This window comes from Micromonospora sp. NPDC049004 (assembly GCF_040649315.1).
GTDB lineage: Bacteria > Actinomycetota > Actinomycetes > Mycobacteriales > Micromonosporaceae > Micromonospora.
Genome location: NZ_JBEZFG010000005.1, coordinates 92,340 through 109,177, shown reverse-complemented (window position 1 = coordinate 109,177; position 16,838 = coordinate 92,340). Strand labels below are relative to the sequence as shown.

The following is a 16,838-nucleotide window of genomic DNA, read 5'->3' as shown; positions in this document are numbered from 1 at the left end:
CGGCGGGTACTGCGGCGTCGGTCAGCTGATGCCGGCGTCGGCGCAGGCCTTGGCGTACGCCGCGGTGCAGACCGTCTCCTTGGTCACGTAGCCGTCGGCGATGACGTCCTTGATGTTGTCCTTGTAGATGGCCTTCGGGGTGAGCAGCACCGAGGGGACGTCACGGCCACCCTCCGGGTCCTTCACCGTCTGGCCGGTGTCCTTCTTCTCGCCCTTGGCGAGCGCGATGGCCAGGTCGGAGGCGGCCTTCGCCTCTTCGCGGACGGCCTTGTAGACGGTCATGCACTGGTCACCGGCGAGGATGTTCTGCAGGCCCTCGGTGCTGGCGTCCTGGCCGGTCACCGGCACCTTGCCGTTGAGCTTGTTCTTCTTGAGGATCGAGATGGCCGCGTTGCCGAGACCGTCGTTGGCGGCCAGCACGCCGTCGATCTTGCCGTTGGCCTTGGTGAGCTGCTGCTCGAAGATCGTCGTGGCCTGCGCGTTGTCCCAGGCCGGCACGGCGTCCTCGGGGCCCTTGACGTACTCCTTGGAGTCGAACTTCGGCTTGAGCACCGAGTCGTAGCCGGCCTTGAACAGGGTGGCGTTGTTGTCGGTGGGGGAGCCGTTCAGGTACGCCACGACGGGGTTCTTGACGTTCTTCTCAGTCAGGCACTTCGACAGGCCCTCGCCCTGGAGCTTGCCGACGGTCTCGTTGTCGAAGCTGACGTAGTACTGGGCGGAGCCGCCCAGGGTGAGCCGGTCGTAGTCGATGGTGGCGACGCCCTGCGACTTGGCCTTGTCGAGCACTGCCTTACCGGTGCCGGAGTCCAGGTTGACGATCATCAGGGCGGTGACGCCGCTGGTGATCATTTGGTCGGCGATGGTCTGGAAGGCGGTCTTGTCGTTCTGGGCGTTCTGAATGTCGTACTTGACGCCGGCGGCCTTGAACGCCTCTTCCAGGAACCTGCGGTCCGCGGTCTCCCACCGGGCGGAGGACTTGCTGTCCGGGAGGATGACGCCGATCTTGGGGGTCTTGGCGGAGCTGGGCTTGTCGGAGCCGGAGTCGTCGCCGCAGGCGGTCAAACCGCCGGTCGCGAGCAGGCCCACGGCGGCGATGGTGAGGATCCCCTTACGCATGTGCAGGGTCCTTTCGGAGGTGGGGGAGGTGTTGTTTTGTTGTGTCCGGCAACGTATTTCGCGTCACACTGGTCCCACAAGACCGCGCAGGTGCCAAGTTTGTTGGAAGCGATAACAATTCAGCAACGCGACTGTTACTCCCCGGGTATCCCACGGGGAGCCGACGTAACGACTGTCGTCAGCGGGTCTGCAACGGCGCGGTGCGGGCCTCGGTCAGCGCCACCAGATCCGCCGCGGCCAGTTCGAGTTGCAGGCCGCGTCGACCAGCCGAGACGTAGATCGTCGGCAGATCCAGCGCGGATTCGTCAAGCACGGTGGGCAGGCGTCGGCGCTGCCCGAGCGGGCTGATCCCACCCCGCACGTAGCCGGTGGCCCGCTCGGCGACCGCCCGGTCGGCCATCGTCGCCCGTTTGCCGCCGACCGCCGCCGCGAGCGCCTTGAGGTCCAGCTCGCCGGTGACCGGAACGACCGCCACGGTCAGCGCGCCGTCGACCTCGGTCACCAGTGACTTGAACACCCGCTCGGGCGCCACGCCGAGCGCCTCGGCGACCAGCGCGCCGTAGTTCGGCGCGTCCGGGGAGACCCGGTACGGATGGGTGCGATACGCGATCCCACGCTTGCCCAGCAGCGCCGTCGCCGGAGTGCCCTGTCCCGCCACACCGACGACGCTAGTGGACCGGGTGGCCGACCAACACGGTCGGTGCCCCGGCCGTCCGGGTGAGCACCAGGCTCGCCGCCTGGTCGCCGGCCAGCCGCAGATCCCGCCGCAACTGCTCCGGCGTGAGCGCGGAGCCCCGCTTGAGGATCTCCACCCGGCCCACCCGCCGCTCGCGCAGCAACGCCCGCAGGCGCTTGAGCGAGAACGGCAGCACGTCGGTGATCTCCAGACACCTGGCGTACGGGGTGCGGGTCGGCCGGTCGGCGTAGAGGTAGGCGATGCTCGGGTCGGCCAGCGTGGCGTCCAGCTGGTCGGCCAGTTCGGCGACGAGATGCGCGCGGACCACCGCCGGGTCCGGGTCGTACAGGTAGCGACGCGGTGGCCCGACCGACGCCTCGGTGGCGCCCGAGCCGGTGAGCTGGAAACGGTGCGTCTCGGCGCCCACCTGCCGGTGGAGGGTCGCGCGGCGGGGCACCTGGGCCAGGTCGCCGCACCAGAGCGCGGCCTCGACCAGGTCGCCGTCCACGCCTACCCACTCCGCCTCCGCGCCCGCCGGGATGAGCGCGTGGTCCAGGCCCGGCGCCACCTTCACCACCGTGCGCGGCACTCGCTCGGCCAGCCCGGTGACGAAGTCCCACGGCGGCGAGTAGGCGCGCGGGTCGAAGATCCGCCGACCGGTGCCGCTCGTGCGTCGGGCCGGGTCACAGAAGACGCCGTCGACCCGCGAGACGTCGAACGCCGTGGCGTCGCCGCACTCGACAGTGAACAGCTCGGCCAGCCCCGCGGCGGCGGCGTTGGCGGCGGCCATCGCGGCGGTCACCGGGTCGGCCTCCACCCCGTACACCCGGATGCCGGAGCGGGCGGCGGCGAGCGCGTCGGCGCCGAGGCCGCAGCCGAGGTCGGCCAGCGTGCGTACGCCCGCCGCGCGCAGGCGCTCGGCGCGACGCTCGGCGACGACCCGGCGGGTGGCCTGCTCCAGCCCGGCCCGGGTGAGGAACATCCCGGCGGCGGCCGGGCCGAACTTGCCGACCGCCCGGTGACGCAGCTCGGCCTGGGTGAGCGCCGCCGCGGCCAGCGCGGGCGGCACCCCGGCGGCGCGCAACGCCGACGCCGCCGCCAGTGGATCACCGCCGGCCAGCCCGGCCGCCGCCGTGAGGGCGGCCGACCCCTCAGGGGTACGCAGCGCCGCCAGCTGTTCGAGATCCACCCGGCCATTGTCCCGGCCGAGGCGGAAATACCGGCTGGCGGGGCGCGACTCGCTGGCACTCTCCTTGACGGAGTGCTAGCCACGGAATAACCTGCGATTAGCACTCTCACCCTGAGGGTGCCAGCTTCCGGGTCTCGCGACCCGGGTGCGCACGCCAGGCGGACCGGCACCCGCGACGACGGCCCCGCCCGGTGGCATGAGGCAGATTGACGCTGGTCAGCCCCGCTGGCCGGCAACGAAACCAGTACCCCAGGAGGGTATGCCCGTGACTACCGCGACCAAGGTTGCGATCAAGCCGCTCGAGGACCGCATCGTGGTCCAGGCGAACGAGGCTGAGACCACCACGGCGTCGGGCATCGTGATCCCCGACACCGCCAAGGAGAAGCCGCAGGAGGGCACCGTCCTCGCTGTCGGCCCGGGGCGCGTCGACGACAACGGCAACCGGGTTCCGGTTGACGTGCAGGTCGGCGACACCGTCCTCTACTCGAAGTACGGCGGCACCGAGGTCAAGTACGCCGGCGAGGAGTACCTGGTGCTCTCCGCCCGCGACGTCCTCGCGGTCATCGAGAAGTAAGCAACCGATCAGTGTCGCTGCCCCGGTCCGGCTCGCCGGGCCGGGGCAGCGTCGCTTCGAAGGGACATTCATGGCGAAGATCCTGAGCTTCTCGGACGACGCCCGGCACCTGCTGGAGCACGGTGTCAACGCCCTCGCAGACGCGGTCAAGGTCACCCTCGGCCCGCGCGGGCGCAACGTCGTCCTGGACAAGAAATTCGGTGCGCCGACGATCACCAACGATGGTGTGACCATCGCCAAGGAGATCGAGCTCACCAACCCCTACGAGAACCTCGGCGCGCAGCTGGTCAAGGAGGTGGCGACCAAGACCAACGACGTCGCCGGCGACGGGACCACCACCGCGACCGTGCTGGCGCAGGCGATGGTCCGCGAGGGCCTGCGCAACGTGACCGCCGGGACCAACCCGGCCGGCCTCAAGCGGGGCATCGACGCGGCGGCCGCCAAGGTCTCCGAGGCGCTGCTCGGCCGGGCCGTCGAGGTCGCCGGCAAGGAGTCGATCGCGAACGTGGCGACGATCTCCGCGCAGGACGCCACCATCGGCGAGCTGATCGCCGAGGCGATGGAGCGGGTCGGCCGCGACGGTGTCATCACCGTCGAGGAGGGCTCGATGCTCACCACCGAGCTGGAAGTGACCGAGGGTCTCCAGTTCGACAAGGGCTTCATCTCGCCGAACTTCGTCACCGACCTGGAGGGTCAGGAGTCCGTCCTGGAGGACGCGTACATCCTGGTCACCACCCAGAAGATCTCGGCGATCGAGGAGCTGCTGCCGCTGCTGGAGAAGGTCCTGCAGAACAGCAAGCCCCTGCTGATCATCGCCGAGGACGTGGACGGTCAGGCGCTCTCCACCCTGGTGGTCAACTCGCTGCGCAAGACCCTCAAGGTCTGCGCGGTCAAGGCCCCGGGCTTCGGCGACCGGCGCAAGGCCATGCTCCAGGACATCGCGATCTCCACCGGCGCGGAGCTGGTCGCCCCGGAGCTGGGCTACAAGCTCGACCAGGTCGGCCTGGAGGTGCTCGGCAGCGCCCGGCGCGTCGTGGTCGACAAGGAGAACACCACGATCGTCGACGGCGGCGGCCAGAAGGCCGATGTCGACGACCGGGTCTCGCAGATCCGCAAGGAGATCGAGGCCTCCGACTCCGACTGGGACCGGGAGAAGCTGGCCGAGCGGCTGGCGAAGCTCTCCGGCGGCATCGCCGTGATCAAGGTGGGTGCGGCGACCGAGGTCGAGATGAAGGAGCGCAAGCACCGCATCGAGGACGCCATCGCGGCGACCAAGGCCGCGGTCGAGGAGGGCACCGTGCCCGGCGGTGGCGCCGCCCTGGTGCAGATCCTTCCGGTGCTCGACGACGACCTGGGCTTCACCGGTGACGAGAAGGTCGGCGTCTCGATCGTGCGCAAGTCGCTGGTCGAGCCGCTGCGCTGGATCGCGCAGAACGCCGGTCACGACGGTTACGTCGTGACGCAGAAGGTCGCCGGCATGGAGTGGGGCAACGGTCTCGACGCCGCCAAGGGCGAGTACGTCGACCTGGCCAAGTCCGGCATCATCGACCCGGTGAAGGTGACCCGCAACGCGGTCACCAACGCCGCCTCGATCGCCGGTCTGCTGCTCACCACCGAGAGCCTCGTGGTGGAGAAGCCGGAGCAGGCCGAGCCGGCCGCCGCCGGTGGGCACGGCCACGGCCACGGCCACCAGCACGGCCCGGGCTTCTGATCCGGTAGCGACACCCGTTGCGGGGCACACCGTCGTACGGCGGTGTGCCCCGGTTCGTCTCCGCGATCATTACCAAGCGCTGACGTGGTTGGCGACCCGGCGAGACGAACGCGCACACTGGGCCGATGAGCACCACGTCGCGGCGGTACGCCGCGCTGGCCGGAGTGACCGCCGCCGCCGTCGCGATCGGGATCGCGGAGCCGGTGGCGGTGCTGACCGGCCCCCGGTCGGCGCCACTGGTCGCGGTCGGCGGGGTGGTGGTCGACGCCGTCCCCGAGCCGCTCAAGCAGTTCGCCATCGACGTCTTCGGCACCGCCGACAAGATCGCCCTGCTGACCGGAACGGCACTGCTGCTGGGTGCCTTCGCCGCGCTGCTCGGGATGCTGGCGGTCCGCCGGCTGGCCCTGGGCCTGGCCGGAATCGCGGCGTTCGGCGTCGTCGGTGTGGCCGCCGCGCTGACCCGCTCCGGCGCGGACGTCTTCGACGCCCTGCCGTCGTTGGTCGGTGGCGCGCTCGGCGCCCTGGTGCTCTGGCTGTTCATCGCCGGCCCGTTCGAGCTGGACCCCTGGCCCTGGGCCCCACCCGCCGAGCCCCGCTCGGCAACCACGCCGGTGTCGCCCGCCGGGCCGACTGAGAGCCTGCCGATCCCAGTGACCCCCGCCGCCCCGCCGGTGCCGGTGACCCCCGCCGCGCCGGCCCCGGCTGTCGATCCGGAGTCGCGCCGACGGTTCCTGACCGGCACCGGCGTACTGCTCGGCACGGCGGCCGTGGCCGGTCTCGGCGGGCGCTGGCTGTCCGGTCGACGCGGTGTGTCCGCCGCCCGGGACGCGATCCGGCTGCCCGCGCCGATCGCCCCGGCACCGGCGGTGCCGGCGGGCGCGGACCTGTCGCTGGCCCAGCTCGCGCCGTACGTCAGCCCGAATTCCGGGTTCTACCGGATCGACACCGCCCTGGTGGTGCCGCAGGTGAACCCGGACACCTGGCGGCTGCGCATCCACGGCCGGGTGGGCACCGAGCGCACCTACAGCTACGCCGATCTGCTGGCCCGGCCGTTGGTCGAGCGGTACGTCACACTGGCCTGCGTCTCGAACGAGGTCGGTGGCGATCTGATCGGCAACGCCCGCTGGCTGGGCGTACCCCTGCGGGAACTGCTGGACGAGGTGCAGCCGGAGCAGGACGCCGACCAGGTCGTCGGCCGCTCGGTCGACGGTTGGACCTGTGGCACCCCCACCGCAGCGCTCCGCGACGGACGGGACGCGCTGCTGGCGATCGGCATGAACGGCGAGCCGTTGCCGGTCGAGCACGGGTTCCCGGTCCGGATGGTGGTGCCGGGCCTCTACGGCTACGTGTCGGCCTGCAAGTGGGTGACCGAGCTGGAGCTGACCCGGTTCGCCGACTTCGACGCGTACTGGGTGCCGCGCGGTTGGTCCGCCCAGGGCCCGATCAAGACCCAGTCGCGCATCGACGCCCCGCGTCGGCGCAACCGGTTGACCGCCGGTCCGGTGACGGTGGCCGGTGTGGCCTGGGCGCAGCACCGGGGCATCAGCCGGGTCGAGGTACGCGTCGACGACGGCCCCTGGCAGGAGGCGGAGCTGGCCCCGACGGTCTCGGTGGACACCTGGGTGCAGTGGTCCTGGCGCTGGGACGCCACGCCTGGCGACCACCGGCTCCAGGTCCGGGCAACCGACGCGACAGGCGAAACCCAGACCGAGCGTACGCAGAGCGTCGCCCCGGACGGCGCCACCGGCTGGCACACAGTCCCCGTCAACGTCCGCTGATCTGGCTCACGCCGTGCACTGAGCCGGTCGGGGCCGCGCGCTGAGCCCGTCGGCGGCCAAGGGAGGACCTGCACCTTCGTTCTTCCTTTGCTCTGCTTCAACCCAGGAAACACGCCGTGTCCGTTATTCGGACAGGGGGTGTTTCCTCCGCTGAAGCAGAGCAAAGGACCGCAGGCATACCGCCGGCATCGCACCGGCAGAGCAAAGGACCGCAGGCAGAGCACCGGCAGAGCAAAGGACCGCCGGCATACCGCCGGCAGAGCAAAGGACCGCCGGCATACCGCCGGCATCGCAAAGGACGGCAGGCCTACCGGTGGGTGGGCAGAGCGAAAACGTTCAGCGCACGGCTGCGTGGGCCTGGCATGGCGGCGGAGCGAGCGGCGGCGCCGGTCCGCCGTCCGTCAGAAGTTGCCTCGCGGTCGTGGTGCCGTGACGCGAAACCGCGCTCCCCATCGGGAGCGCGGTTTCGGAGAGTGCTGGTGTGTCGGGTCAGGCGACGTTGCGCTGGGCCGGGACCGTCGACTTGTGCGGGCGGCCCAGTCGCGCCTCCAGGCGGGCGACGTCGACCCGGATCTGCCGCCGGTCGGCCAGGTCCTCCCAGCCGACGGCGAGCAGGCGCAGCCGCTCCGACTCGCTGAAGCCCCCCCAGACGCCGTACGGCTCGCGGACCGACAGGGCGTGCGCGGCGCATTCGGCGCGGACCGGGCAGGCGCGGCAGACCGACTTGGCGGCGGACTCCCTGCGCAGCCGGGAGGAGCCCCGCTCCCCGTCCGGGTGGAAGAACTGGGCGCTGTCCCGGCCCCGGCAGGCACCGAGCCGCTGCCAGTCCCAGAGATCGACGATGGGTCCGGGCAGTCTACGTACGTTCGACATCAGCACCCCTCCTCCCGCGCGGCACCGCGAGAATTCTTGTGGCCGGCTTCCGGGCGGCGGGCCGCGCAGGCGCACCGTTCCCGGCCTGGAACTCCCGGTACCCGGGCTGTCGTCGGCTCACACGTGTGTGATCCAAAACGTCCGACGACTTGCGGCTTTTGCCCCATCTGTCGGAAAAGTTCAGATGATTGCCGGGAACCCCCTCCCCAGCCGACGCCGTCATGGTCTGCTCGTGTGCGGAGAGGAGACCACCACAGTGCGTACCGTTCTTGTGTGCGTTCGGACACCGCTCGCGGCTCAGCACCTCACTTCTGCTGCCGCCCGGCTGGGGTTGTCCGCGATCGTCCGTACCGCCGTCTCCGATCCCGAGGTGATGCTGCGACTCGCCGAGCGGCCAGCCGACGTGGTCCTGGCCGACACGGCTCTCACCCGGCCGGACAGCGCGGGCTTCGTCCGTCGGGTGCTGGCCCGCGCGCCGCAGGCAGCGGTCCTGCTGCTCGGCGCGGAGGAGTCCGAGGCCGCCGCCGCCACCATCAGCGCCGGCGCCCGGGGTCTCATCCAGAACGCCGACCATGACCTGACCAGCGCGGTCGCCAAGGCCCTGCTGCTGCTCACCGCGCCCGGACGGGCCTCCCGGCAGCGGGTCACCGACCCGGCGCGGGACACCGCGGCGGTCGGCGGCTCGGGCCGCTCCGCGCCATCGGTGCGCGGCTCCGCCGAACCCGGCTGGACGGCCGCGCCCGGCGACGGGTCGCCGGGCATGCCGTCGGTGCCGGTGCAGCGGGGTGACGACGAGGTCGAATCGGCGACCGACGGGTCGGCAGCCGGCCAGACCGACCCGAACCGGCCCGCCCCGAGCGCCCGCCCCAACCGGGCGGCGATCGGGCTCACCGAACGGGAACTCCAGGTGCTGCTCGGCATGGCCGAGGGCAAGAGCAACGCGGAGATCGGCCGGGAGCTGTTCGTGTCCGAGGACACCGTCAAGACACACGCGCGACGGCTGTTCCGCAAGCTCGGCGCCCGGGACCGTGCCCACGCGGTCGCCGCCGGCTTCCGCGCCGGCCTGGTCTCCTGACCCGCCCACCGGGGTCAGCCAGCGATCACTCGGCCGTGGTGGCGGTGCCCGGTTCGTCCTCGGTGCCCTCGGTCAGGGTGTCGTGCACCCCGTCGGCGTATCCACGGGCGTAGTCCCAGGTCACGTAGTGGTCCGGGTCCGGGTCGTACGCCGGCTCGTGCACCCGGGGCCGCCCCGAGTTGAGCAGGTGCCGCAGGTTGCCCCGCAGCAGGTCCCAGTCGAAGTAGTGCGGTTCCCGGCAGTCCTCGCATTCGATGACCAGCCCGCGCACCCCGATGGGCGCCAGCAGGGCCTGGTAGATCTCCAGGTCGGCGAGGTCCTCCAGCACATCCTGCCGCTCGACGTCGGTCAGCGGATCCGGCGTCGCGTCGTCGCCCGGATCGTCCAGGCCCGCGGTCGGGTCGGCCGGGTCGCCGTTGAACGGGTCGATGGGCTCGTCGTGCACCCCCTCACCGTAGACCCAACGCGGCGCGAACGTCCGCCCCCCGGCACGGTGCCGACGCGGCCGCCGCCGACGGAGGTCGCCCAGGTCACTGGGTACGATAGGACGACGTGCCGGCACCGTGGCGTGTTCCGGTGCCCGCCCGCGCCACCTCGCTGAAGCCCATCCGAGCAGCTCAGGGGAGCAATCGTGGAAAATTCGCCCAGCACCGATCTTCCGGCCGGCGTCGAGCACGCCGACCTGGGCGGCCACCTGCCCGAGCTGCCCGCCGGCTCGGCCCGGGTCGTTCCGCTCGGGCTCACCTTCGATGACGTGCTGCTCCAGCCGGGCGAGTCGGACGTCGTCCCCAGCCGGGTCAACACCCGGACGAAGCTCACCCGCGGCATCGAACTGACCGTTCCGCTGCTCTCCAGCGCCATGGACACGGTCACCGAGGCGCGGATGGCGATCGCCATGGCCCGCCAGGGTGGCATCGGCGTGCTGCACCGCAACCTGAGCGTGGAGGACCAGGCCCTCCAGGTCGACCTGGTCAAGCGCTCCGAGTCCGGCATGATCACCAACCCGGTGACGGCCAGCCCGGACGACACCCTGCGCGAGGTCGACGAGCTGTGCGGGCGCTACCGCATCTCGGGTGTGCCGGTGGTGGACGGCGAAGGTCAGCTGGTCGGCATCGTCACCAACCGCGACATGCGTTTCGTCTCCGAACCGGAGACCCCGGTCCACGAGATCATGACCCGGACGCCGCTGGTCACCGCCACCGTCGGCGTGAGCAAGGACGACGCGCTGGCGCTGCTGCGTCGCCACAAGGTCGAGAAGCTGCCGATCGTGGACGACTCGGGTCGGCTGCGCGGGCTGATCACCGTGAAGGACTTCACCAAGAGCGAGCAGTACCCGAACGCCACCAAGGACGACGCGGGCCGGCTGCGCGTGGCCGCCGCCGTCGGCGTCGGCGAGGACTCGTACAAGCGGGCCCGCACGCTCGTCGACGCCGGCGTCGACGTGCTGATCGTGGACACGGCGCACGGGCACCAGCGGGCCGTGCTGGACATGGTCCGCCGGCTCAAGAAGGACGTCACGATCGACATCGTGGGCGGCAACGTGGCCACGTACGCAGGTGCGCGGGCGCTTGTCGAGGCCGGCGCCGACGGGATCAAGGTGGGTGTCGGCCCCGGCGCGATCTGCACGACCCGGATCGTCGCCGGAGTCGGCGTCCCGCAGATCACGGCGATCATGGAGGCGGCCCGTGCCGCCCGCCCGGCCGGCGTCCCGGTGATCGGCGACGGCGGCATCCAGTATTCGGGCGACATCGCCAAGGCCCTGGTCGCCGGCGCCGACACGGTGATGCTCGGCAGCCTGCTGGCCGGCTGCGAGGAGAGCCCCGGCGAGCTGATCTTCATCAACGGCAAGCAGTACAAGGCGTACCGCGGGATGGGCTCGCTCGGCGCGATGCAGTCCCGGGGGCAGGCCAAGTCGTACTCGAAGGACCGGTACTTCCAGCAGGACGTGCTCGCCGAGGACAAGCTGGTCCCCGAGGGTGTCGAGGGGCAGGTGCCCTACCGGGGCCCGCTGTCCGCGGTCGCCCACCAGCTCACCGGCGGGCTGCGGGCCGCGATGGGGTACGTCGGCGCGGAGAGCATCCCCGAGCTGCACCGGCGTGGCCAGCTGATCCGGATCACGGCGGCGGGGCTCAAGGAGAGCCACCCGCACGACATCCAGATGACCGTCGAGGCGCCCAACTACCACTCCCGCTGACCATCCCCCAACAACCTGGAGTCCCCCATGCGTGACGTGGTCGAGATCGGGCTGGGCAAGACCGCGCAGCGCGGTTACCACCTGGACGACATCGCCATCGTGCCGAGCCGCCGGACCCGGGACGTCGACGACGTCTCGACCGCGTGGCAGCTCGACGCGTACCCGTTCGGCATTCCCTGTGTCGGGCACCCCTCGGACGCCACGATGAGCCCGTCCTCGGCGGTCCGGCTCGGTCAGCTCGGCGGTCTCGGCGTGCTCAACGTCGAGGGGCTGTGGACCCGCTACGAGAACCCGACGAAGGTGCTGGAGGAGCTGGCCGGCCTCGACGAGGACGCCCGCGCCACCAAGCGGCTCCAGGAGGTGTACGCCGAGCCGATCCGCCCGGATCTGATCGCCGAGCGGGTCCGCGAGCTGCGCGCCGGCGGCGGCACGGTGGCGGTGCGGGTGTCCCCGCAGCACACCCTGGCGCTGGCCCCGGTCATCCTGGACGCCGGCGTGGACATCCTGGTCATCCAGGGCACCATCGTGTCGGCCGAGCACGTGTCGACTACCGACGAGCCGCTGAACCTCAAGGAGTTCATCGCCGACCTCGACCTGCCGGTCATCGTCGGCGGTTGCACCGACTACAAGACGGCGCTGCACCTGATGCGCACCGGCGCGGCCGGCGTGATCGTGGGCATCGGCGGCGACGACTGGTCGACGACCGAGTCGGTGCTGGGCATCCGGGTGCCGATGGCCACCGCGATCGCCGACGCCGCGGCGGCCCGTCGGGACTACCTCGACGAGACCGGCGGCCGGTACGTGCACCTCATCGCCGACGGCGACATCCAGACCTCCGGTGACATCGCCAAGGCCCTCGGCTGTGGCGCGGACGCGGTGATGCTCGGCGAGCCGTTGTCGCTCTGCGACGAGGCGCCCGCCGGCGGCGCCTGGTGGCACTCGGCGGCCAGCCACCCGTCGCTGCCCCGCGGCGCGTTCGAGGTCGCCGGTGAGCCGCTCGGGTCGATGGAGCAGCTGCTCTTCGGCCCGGCGGACGAGGCCGACGGTCAGCTCAACCTGTTCGGCGGGCTGCGCCGGGCGATGGCCAAGTGCGGCTACCGCGACCTCAAGGAGTTCCAGAAGGTCGGCCTGGTCCTCGACCGCTGACGATTCGACGCTGGAAGGCCGGCCCGCGATCGCGCGGAGCCGGCCTTCCGTCGTCTGCCGGTAGGGCTGTCGCCCTCGATACGGCCATCGGACGACGTGTTGCTGGCTACGCTCGTTCCTGACCGGGGATGGCGGAGAAGGAGTCGTGCATGGTCCTGAGCGGACGCTCACCGTCCCGCCGCCGGCTGGTCGCCGCCCTCACGGCGCTGAGCTGCGCCGTCACGCTGACCGCCGCCTGCACGGGCGACGACGACGGCGGGTTCCGACCCGGTGCCGCGGACATCGGCGACCCGTACGTGCCGGGCCGCGGCAACGGCGGCTACGACGTCACGCACTACGGGCTGGACGTCCGCTACGACCCGAAGACCGACCGGCTCACCGGTCGGGCGACGATCACGGCGACTGCCACCCAGGATCTGTCCCGGTTCAACCTGGACCTGGTCGGCCTGAACGTCGGCGCGGTCACCGTCGCCGACGAGCGCGCCGAGCACCGCCGCGACGACGGCGAGCTGGTGGTGACCCCGCGCGACCGGCTTGCGCGAGGCCGGGCCTTCACCGTGGTGGTCGACTACGCGGGGGTGCCGACCGCCGTGACCGATGGTGAGCTGGGCAGCGGCGGCTTCCTGCACACCGACGACGGGGCGATAGCTCTCGGCCAGCCCGACTCCGCGGCCACCTGGTTCCCGGTCAACGACCACCCGTCGGACAAGGCCAGCTACGACATCGCGGTGACCGTCCCGGACGGACTGTCCGCGTTGAGCAACGGGGTGCCCGGGCCCAGGAGCAGCGCCGACGGTTGGACCACCTGGCGCTGGTCGGAGCGCACCCCGATGGCGAGCTACTTGAGCACCCTCGTGATCGGAAACTATCGGGTGGTCACCGGCGAGCACGCGGGGCGCCCGCTGGTCACCGCCGTGGCGGCGAGCCTGCCGGCGAACGGTGGGGCTGCCGGTTCACTGGCCCGCACCGGCGAGATCGTGGACTTTCTGGCCAGCCGTTTCGGCCCGTACCCGTTCGACGCGTACGGCGGGATCGTGGTCGCCGACGACCGGGTCGGGTACGCGTTGGAGACCCAGTCGCGGCCGGTCTACGGGCCCGCCTTCTTCACCGACGACCGTCCCAATCCCGGCGTGGTGGCGCACGAGCTGGCCCACCAGTGGTTCGGCGACAGCGTGTCCCTGCACCGGTGGAGCGACATCTGGCTCAACGAGGGCTTCGCCAGCTACGCCGAGTGGCTGTGGGAGGAGCACGACGGCGGCCGGACCGCGCAGCGCAACTTCGAGATGCAGTACGCGTCGACCGACTGGTCCCAGCCGTCGGTCGAGCCGGGACGGGAGCGGATGTTCGGCACCGCCGTCTACAAGCGTGGCGCGCTCGCCGTGCACGCGCTGCGCCGGACGGTCGGTGACGACATCTTCTTCCGCATCCTGCGCACCTGGACCACGGAGCGGGCGTCCGGCACCGCCACCACCTCGGACTTCGTGGCGCTGGCCGAGCGGGTGGCCGGCCGGCAGCTTCGGCCGCTCTTCGACGCGTGGCTGGTGGGCGGAGCGGCACCGACCCTGCCGTGACGGCCCCGTGATCATCTGTCGATAGGCTGCCGCCTGCGATCGGGCAGGAGCGCCGGTCGCGCGGGGTGGCGAGGCCCCCCGCACCGGGCGTACGGGGAGGGTTCGTGATGCGGGGAACGCGGCGCAGGCTGCGGGTGGGTGCCGGTCTGCTGGTGACCGGGGCGCTCGTGCTGTCCGGATGCGACTCGTCCACCAAGGAGGCCGCGGCCCCGACGCCGAGCGCGTCCCCGACGCCGTCGCGGACCTTCACCGCCGGGGCGGCCGGGGTCGGCGACGCGTACTTCCCGACCTACGGCAACGGCGGGTACGACGTCGGGAAGTACACCGTGAAGGTGCGCTACGACCCGGCGAAGGACCAGCTGACCGGTACGACGACGGTGCAGGCCACGGCGACGGCGGACCTGTCGACGTTCAACCTCGACCTGGCCGGTCTGACGGTCAAGACGGTCACCGTGGACGGCACGCCGGCCACCCACAGCCGGGAGAAGAACGAGCTGGTGATCAAGCCGGCGGCCGGCCTGATCACGGGCAACGGGTTCGTCGCGGAGATCGTGTACGAGGGCGTGCCGAAGCCGCTGAAGAACGAGGTGCTCGGCGAGGGCGGCTTCCTGCACACCGCGGACGGCGCGATCGCGCTGGGCCAGCCGGAGTCGGCGAGCACCTGGTTCCCGGTCAACGACCACCCGTCCGACAAGGCCGCGTACGACTTCGAGATCACCGTCCCGCAGGGCGTCACCGCAGTCAGCAACGGCGTGCCGGGCGGCAACACCACCAAGGACGGCTGGACCACCTGGAAGTGGTCGGAGAAGTCGCCCATGGCCAGCTACCTGAGCACCGTGGTGATCGGCAAGTTCCGGATCACCACCGGCCAGCACAAGGGCAAGCCGGTCTACAGTGCCGTCACCACGAAGGTGGCCAAGGGCGCGTCGGACGCGTCGATCGCGCAGACCGTCAAGGTGGCCGACTACCTGGAGAGCGTCTTCGGGCCGTATCCGTTCGACGCGTACGGCGGCGTGGTCGTCTCGGACAGCCGCATCTCGTACGCGCTGGAGACGCAGAGCCGCCCGGTCTACTCCGCCGGCTTCTTCCGGCGGGGCGAGAACACCGAGGTGGTCGCCCACGAGCTGGCCCACCAGTGGTTCGGCGACAGCGTGGCGCTGGCCAAGTGGGAGGACATCTGGCTCAACGAGGGCTTCGCGACGTACGCGGAGTGGCTGTGGGCCGAGCACACCAAGCAGTACACCGCCAAGCAGGCGTTCGACATCCGCTACGAGCGGGTCCCGGCCGCGGTGTGGAAGACCCCGCCGGGCAAGCCGGGGATGAAGGACCTGTTCAGCGAGTCGGTCTACCAGCGTGGCGGGATGACCCTGCACGCGCTGCGGGTGGCCGTCGGTGACAAGGCGTTCTTCCAGATCGTCAAGACCTGGGCGGCGGAGAAGCGCAACGGGACCGCGACCACCGCCGAGTTCGTGGCCCTCGCCGAGCGCATCTCCGGCAAGCAGCTCGACGCCCTGTTCGAGGCGTGGCTCAACGGCACCAAGAAGCCCGCCCAGCCCAAGAAGCTCTGACCCCCACCCCCCCACTCCCCGCGATCTTGCACTTTCTGCCCCGGCGAAAGGGGCAAGTGCGGCGCAATCGGCGACCGAAAGTGCAAGATCGCGGGGCTGGGGGCTGGCGGGGTCAGGTCTTGACGACCAGCTTGGGGTGGGCCGCGAGGTACGCGTCCGCGCGGCCGGCCCGGAGTTCGGTGATGAACGTCCGGCCCTCGCTGGTGAGTTGTTCGCCCCGGTAGGCGCTGCCCTTGCCGACACCCGAGCCGGGCAGGCCGACAAGCACGAACTTGTTCTCCGGCACCCCGCTGAGCGCGTACGCCAGGTCGACGATCCGGTTGCCGCCCACGTAGATCAGGGTGTCGCCCAGCGCGGCGACCACCTGGTCGACGCGCTCCGGCTGCCGGGCCAGGCCCTCATCGAGGATCTTGCGGGTCAGTGCGCGGACGAGCTGCTGCTGGTGGCGCTGGCGGGCGTAGTCGCCGCCGGTGATGTAGCGCTGCCGCGCGTAGTCCAGCGCCTGCCACCCGTTGAGGTGCCGCTCGCCCTTTTCGTAGACCTGCTGCGGCCCGGTGTACCCGCCGGGGGCGCTGTCCCGGTACTTGCCGTCGGGCTTGCGGTGCAGCGAGGCGACCCGCTGGTCGACGTAGATGTCCACCCCGCCGAGGGCGTTCACCAGCCGGTCGAACCCGGTGAAGGTGAGCACCGCCCCGGCGTCGATCCGCAGGCCGGTGTAGCCGCTCACCGTGCTGCGCAGCAGCTCGTACCCCTGGGCGGTGCTCGGCTGCTTGGGCTTGCCCGGCACCCGGCTGCCGAAGCTCATCGAGTGGGTGAGCTTGGTCCTGCCACCCTTGTAGCCGGCCTTCGGAAACGCCGGAATGTCCACCAGCAGGTCGCGGGGGAGCGAGAAGAGGTACGCCCGGCCCAGCCCCTTCGGCACGTGCAGCACCAGCACGGCGTCGGAGTGCGGTTCCCAGCCGGGCACGCTGACCCGGGTGTCCACCCCGACGAGCAAGAGCGTCAGCGGGCCGGTGATGTTCGCGCCCGGAGGCGGGCCGGTCGGGCTGGGCGTGGCCGTGGGCGTGCCGACCGGCGACGGGCTCGGCGAGCCGGCCACCGGAGTGCCGGCGGGCGAGTCGCCCCCGGTCAGCCGGGTGATCACCACCGTGCCGCCAGCGATCAGCGCGACGACGGCGAGGGCGGCCAGCCCGAGCACCAGCCACCGTCGCCGCGGCTCCATCGACCCCAGGTTCATCGTGTTTTCCTTCCACCCGTATCCGGCACAACGCTCCGACAGGTGCTCCGGGTTGCGGCCGGAAGGCGCCGGGTCGGTCGGCCGGTGCATGATCGCGCGAAAACGGGCGCTGGCGCGAGCGCTACTGACG

14 protein-coding genes are annotated in these 16,838 nt (G+C 71.4%); 8 read left to right on the top strand and 6 right to left on the bottom strand.

Annotated features, from left to right (window positions below):
- Nucleotides 1–21: 21 nt before the first annotated feature.
- The 3 genes from AB0B97_RS16675 to AB0B97_RS16665 all read right to left on the bottom strand — a co-directional run bounded on the left by AB0B97_RS16675 (nucleotide 22) and on the right by AB0B97_RS16665 (nucleotide 2,981).
- Nucleotides 22–1,116: a substrate-binding domain-containing protein gene (locus AB0B97_RS16675; RefSeq protein ID WP_234591082.1), complete on the bottom strand. Its 1,095-nt coding sequence runs from the start codon at nucleotides 1,114–1,116 to the stop codon at nucleotides 22–24.
- 178 nt (nucleotides 1,117–1,294) lie between these two features.
- Nucleotides 1,295–1,774, bottom strand: coding sequence for a Cys-tRNA(Pro) deacylase (ybaK, locus tag AB0B97_RS16670; protein ID WP_357494415.1), 480 nt, complete (start codon nucleotides 1,772–1,774; stop codon nucleotides 1,295–1,297).
- A 10-nt stretch (nucleotides 1,775–1,784) separates the two neighbouring features.
- Entirely contained in the window at nucleotides 1,785–2,981 is a 1,197-nt protein-coding gene (locus AB0B97_RS16665) for a methyltransferase domain-containing protein (protein WP_357494413.1), read from the bottom strand.
- 259 nt (nucleotides 2,982–3,240) lie between these two features.
- Between AB0B97_RS16665 and groES the strand changes: the two genes are divergently transcribed.
- The 3 genes from groES (at nucleotide 3,241) to AB0B97_RS16650 (ending at nucleotide 7,044) form a co-directional block, all read left to right on the top strand.
- Complete coding sequence (groES, locus tag AB0B97_RS16660) at nucleotides 3,241–3,555, top strand: co-chaperone GroES (protein WP_030330046.1); 315 nt, start codon at nucleotides 3,241–3,243, stop codon at nucleotides 3,553–3,555.
- A gap of 70 nt (nucleotides 3,556–3,625) precedes the next feature.
- Nucleotides 3,626–5,266, top strand: coding sequence for a chaperonin GroEL (groL, locus tag AB0B97_RS16655; protein ID WP_357494411.1), 1,641 nt, complete (start codon nucleotides 3,626–3,628; stop codon nucleotides 5,264–5,266).
- Between the two features lie 125 nt (nucleotides 5,267–5,391).
- Nucleotides 5,392–7,044, top strand: coding sequence for a molybdopterin-dependent oxidoreductase (locus AB0B97_RS16650; RefSeq protein ID WP_357494409.1), 1,653 nt, complete (start codon nucleotides 5,392–5,394; stop codon nucleotides 7,042–7,044).
- 489 nt (nucleotides 7,045–7,533) lie between these two features.
- On the opposite strand, the gene AB0B97_RS16645 is transcribed toward AB0B97_RS16650, so the two are convergent.
- Complete coding sequence (locus tag AB0B97_RS16645; protein WP_234589302.1) at nucleotides 7,534–7,917, bottom strand: WhiB family transcriptional regulator; 384 nt, start codon at nucleotides 7,915–7,917, stop codon at nucleotides 7,534–7,536.
- A gap of 256 nt (nucleotides 7,918–8,173) precedes the next feature.
- Between AB0B97_RS16645 and AB0B97_RS16640 the strand changes: the two genes are divergently transcribed.
- Nucleotides 8,174–8,992: a response regulator transcription factor gene (locus AB0B97_RS16640; RefSeq protein ID WP_234589303.1), complete on the top strand. Its 819-nt coding sequence runs from the start codon at nucleotides 8,174–8,176 to the stop codon at nucleotides 8,990–8,992.
- A 25-nt stretch (nucleotides 8,993–9,017) separates the two neighbouring features.
- Here AB0B97_RS16640 and AB0B97_RS16635 read toward each other — a convergent pair whose 3' ends face one another.
- The gene (locus AB0B97_RS16635) at nucleotides 9,018–9,437 is read right to left on the bottom strand and encodes a DUF5319 domain-containing protein (protein WP_357494406.1); all 420 of its coding nucleotides are present in this window, start codon (nucleotides 9,435–9,437) and stop codon (nucleotides 9,018–9,020) included.
- A 186-nt stretch (nucleotides 9,438–9,623) separates the two neighbouring features.
- Here AB0B97_RS16635 and guaB point away from each other — a divergent pair, with 186 nt between their 5' ends.
- From guaB to AB0B97_RS16615, 4 genes are all read left to right on the top strand, one after another.
- On the top strand, nucleotides 9,624–11,186 hold the full coding sequence (guaB, locus tag AB0B97_RS16630) for an IMP dehydrogenase (protein ID WP_234589309.1): 1,563 nt from the start codon (nucleotides 9,624–9,626) through the stop codon (nucleotides 11,184–11,186).
- Nucleotides 11,187–11,213: 27 nt separating this feature from the next.
- Complete coding sequence (locus tag AB0B97_RS16625) at nucleotides 11,214–12,332, top strand: GuaB3 family IMP dehydrogenase-related protein (protein ID WP_234589311.1); 1,119 nt, start codon at nucleotides 11,214–11,216, stop codon at nucleotides 12,330–12,332.
- A gap of 149 nt (nucleotides 12,333–12,481) precedes the next feature.
- Nucleotides 12,482–13,903: a M1 family metallopeptidase gene (locus tag AB0B97_RS16620; protein WP_357494404.1), complete on the top strand. Its 1,422-nt coding sequence runs from the start codon at nucleotides 12,482–12,484 to the stop codon at nucleotides 13,901–13,903.
- Nucleotides 13,904–14,010: 107 nt separating this feature from the next.
- Nucleotides 14,011–15,471: a M1 family metallopeptidase gene (locus tag AB0B97_RS16615; protein ID WP_357494402.1), complete on the top strand. Its 1,461-nt coding sequence runs from the start codon at nucleotides 14,011–14,013 to the stop codon at nucleotides 15,469–15,471.
- 112 nt (nucleotides 15,472–15,583) lie between these two features.
- Here AB0B97_RS16615 and AB0B97_RS16610 read toward each other — a convergent pair whose 3' ends face one another.
- Nucleotides 15,584–16,708: an LCP family protein gene (locus AB0B97_RS16610; protein WP_357494400.1), complete on the bottom strand. Its 1,125-nt coding sequence runs from the start codon at nucleotides 16,706–16,708 to the stop codon at nucleotides 15,584–15,586.
- Nucleotides 16,709–16,838 lie beyond the last annotated feature (130 nt).

Excerpts from the sequence above, each read along its gene's own strand:
- AB0B97_RS16610 (WP_357494400.1), bottom strand. The coding sequence starts at position 16,708 with ATGAACCTGGGGTCGATGGAGCCGCGGCGACGGTGGCTGGTGCTCGGG.
- groL (WP_357494411.1), top strand. The coding sequence starts at position 3,626 with ATGGCGAAGATCCTGAGCTTCTCGGACGACGCCCGGCACCTGCTGGAG.
- AB0B97_RS16650 (WP_357494409.1), top strand. The coding sequence starts at position 5,392 with ATGAGCACCACGTCGCGGCGGTACGCCGCGCTGGCCGGAGTGACCGCC.
- AB0B97_RS16625 (WP_234589311.1), top strand. The coding sequence starts at position 11,214 with ATGCGTGACGTGGTCGAGATCGGGCTGGGCAAGACCGCGCAGCGCGGT.
- groES (WP_030330046.1), top strand. The coding sequence starts at position 3,241 with ATGCCCGTGACTACCGCGACCAAGGTTGCGATCAAGCCGCTCGAGGAC.
- AB0B97_RS16620 (WP_357494404.1), top strand. The coding sequence starts at position 12,482 with ATGGTCCTGAGCGGACGCTCACCGTCCCGCCGCCGGCTGGTCGCCGCC.
- AB0B97_RS16675 (WP_234591082.1), bottom strand. The coding sequence starts at position 1,116 with ATGCGTAAGGGGATCCTCACCATCGCCGCCGTGGGCCTGCTCGCGACC.
- AB0B97_RS16645 (WP_234589302.1), bottom strand. The coding sequence starts at position 7,917 with ATGTCGAACGTACGTAGACTGCCCGGACCCATCGTCGATCTCTGGGAC.
- AB0B97_RS16615 (WP_357494402.1), top strand. The coding sequence starts at position 14,011 with ATGCGGGGAACGCGGCGCAGGCTGCGGGTGGGTGCCGGTCTGCTGGTG.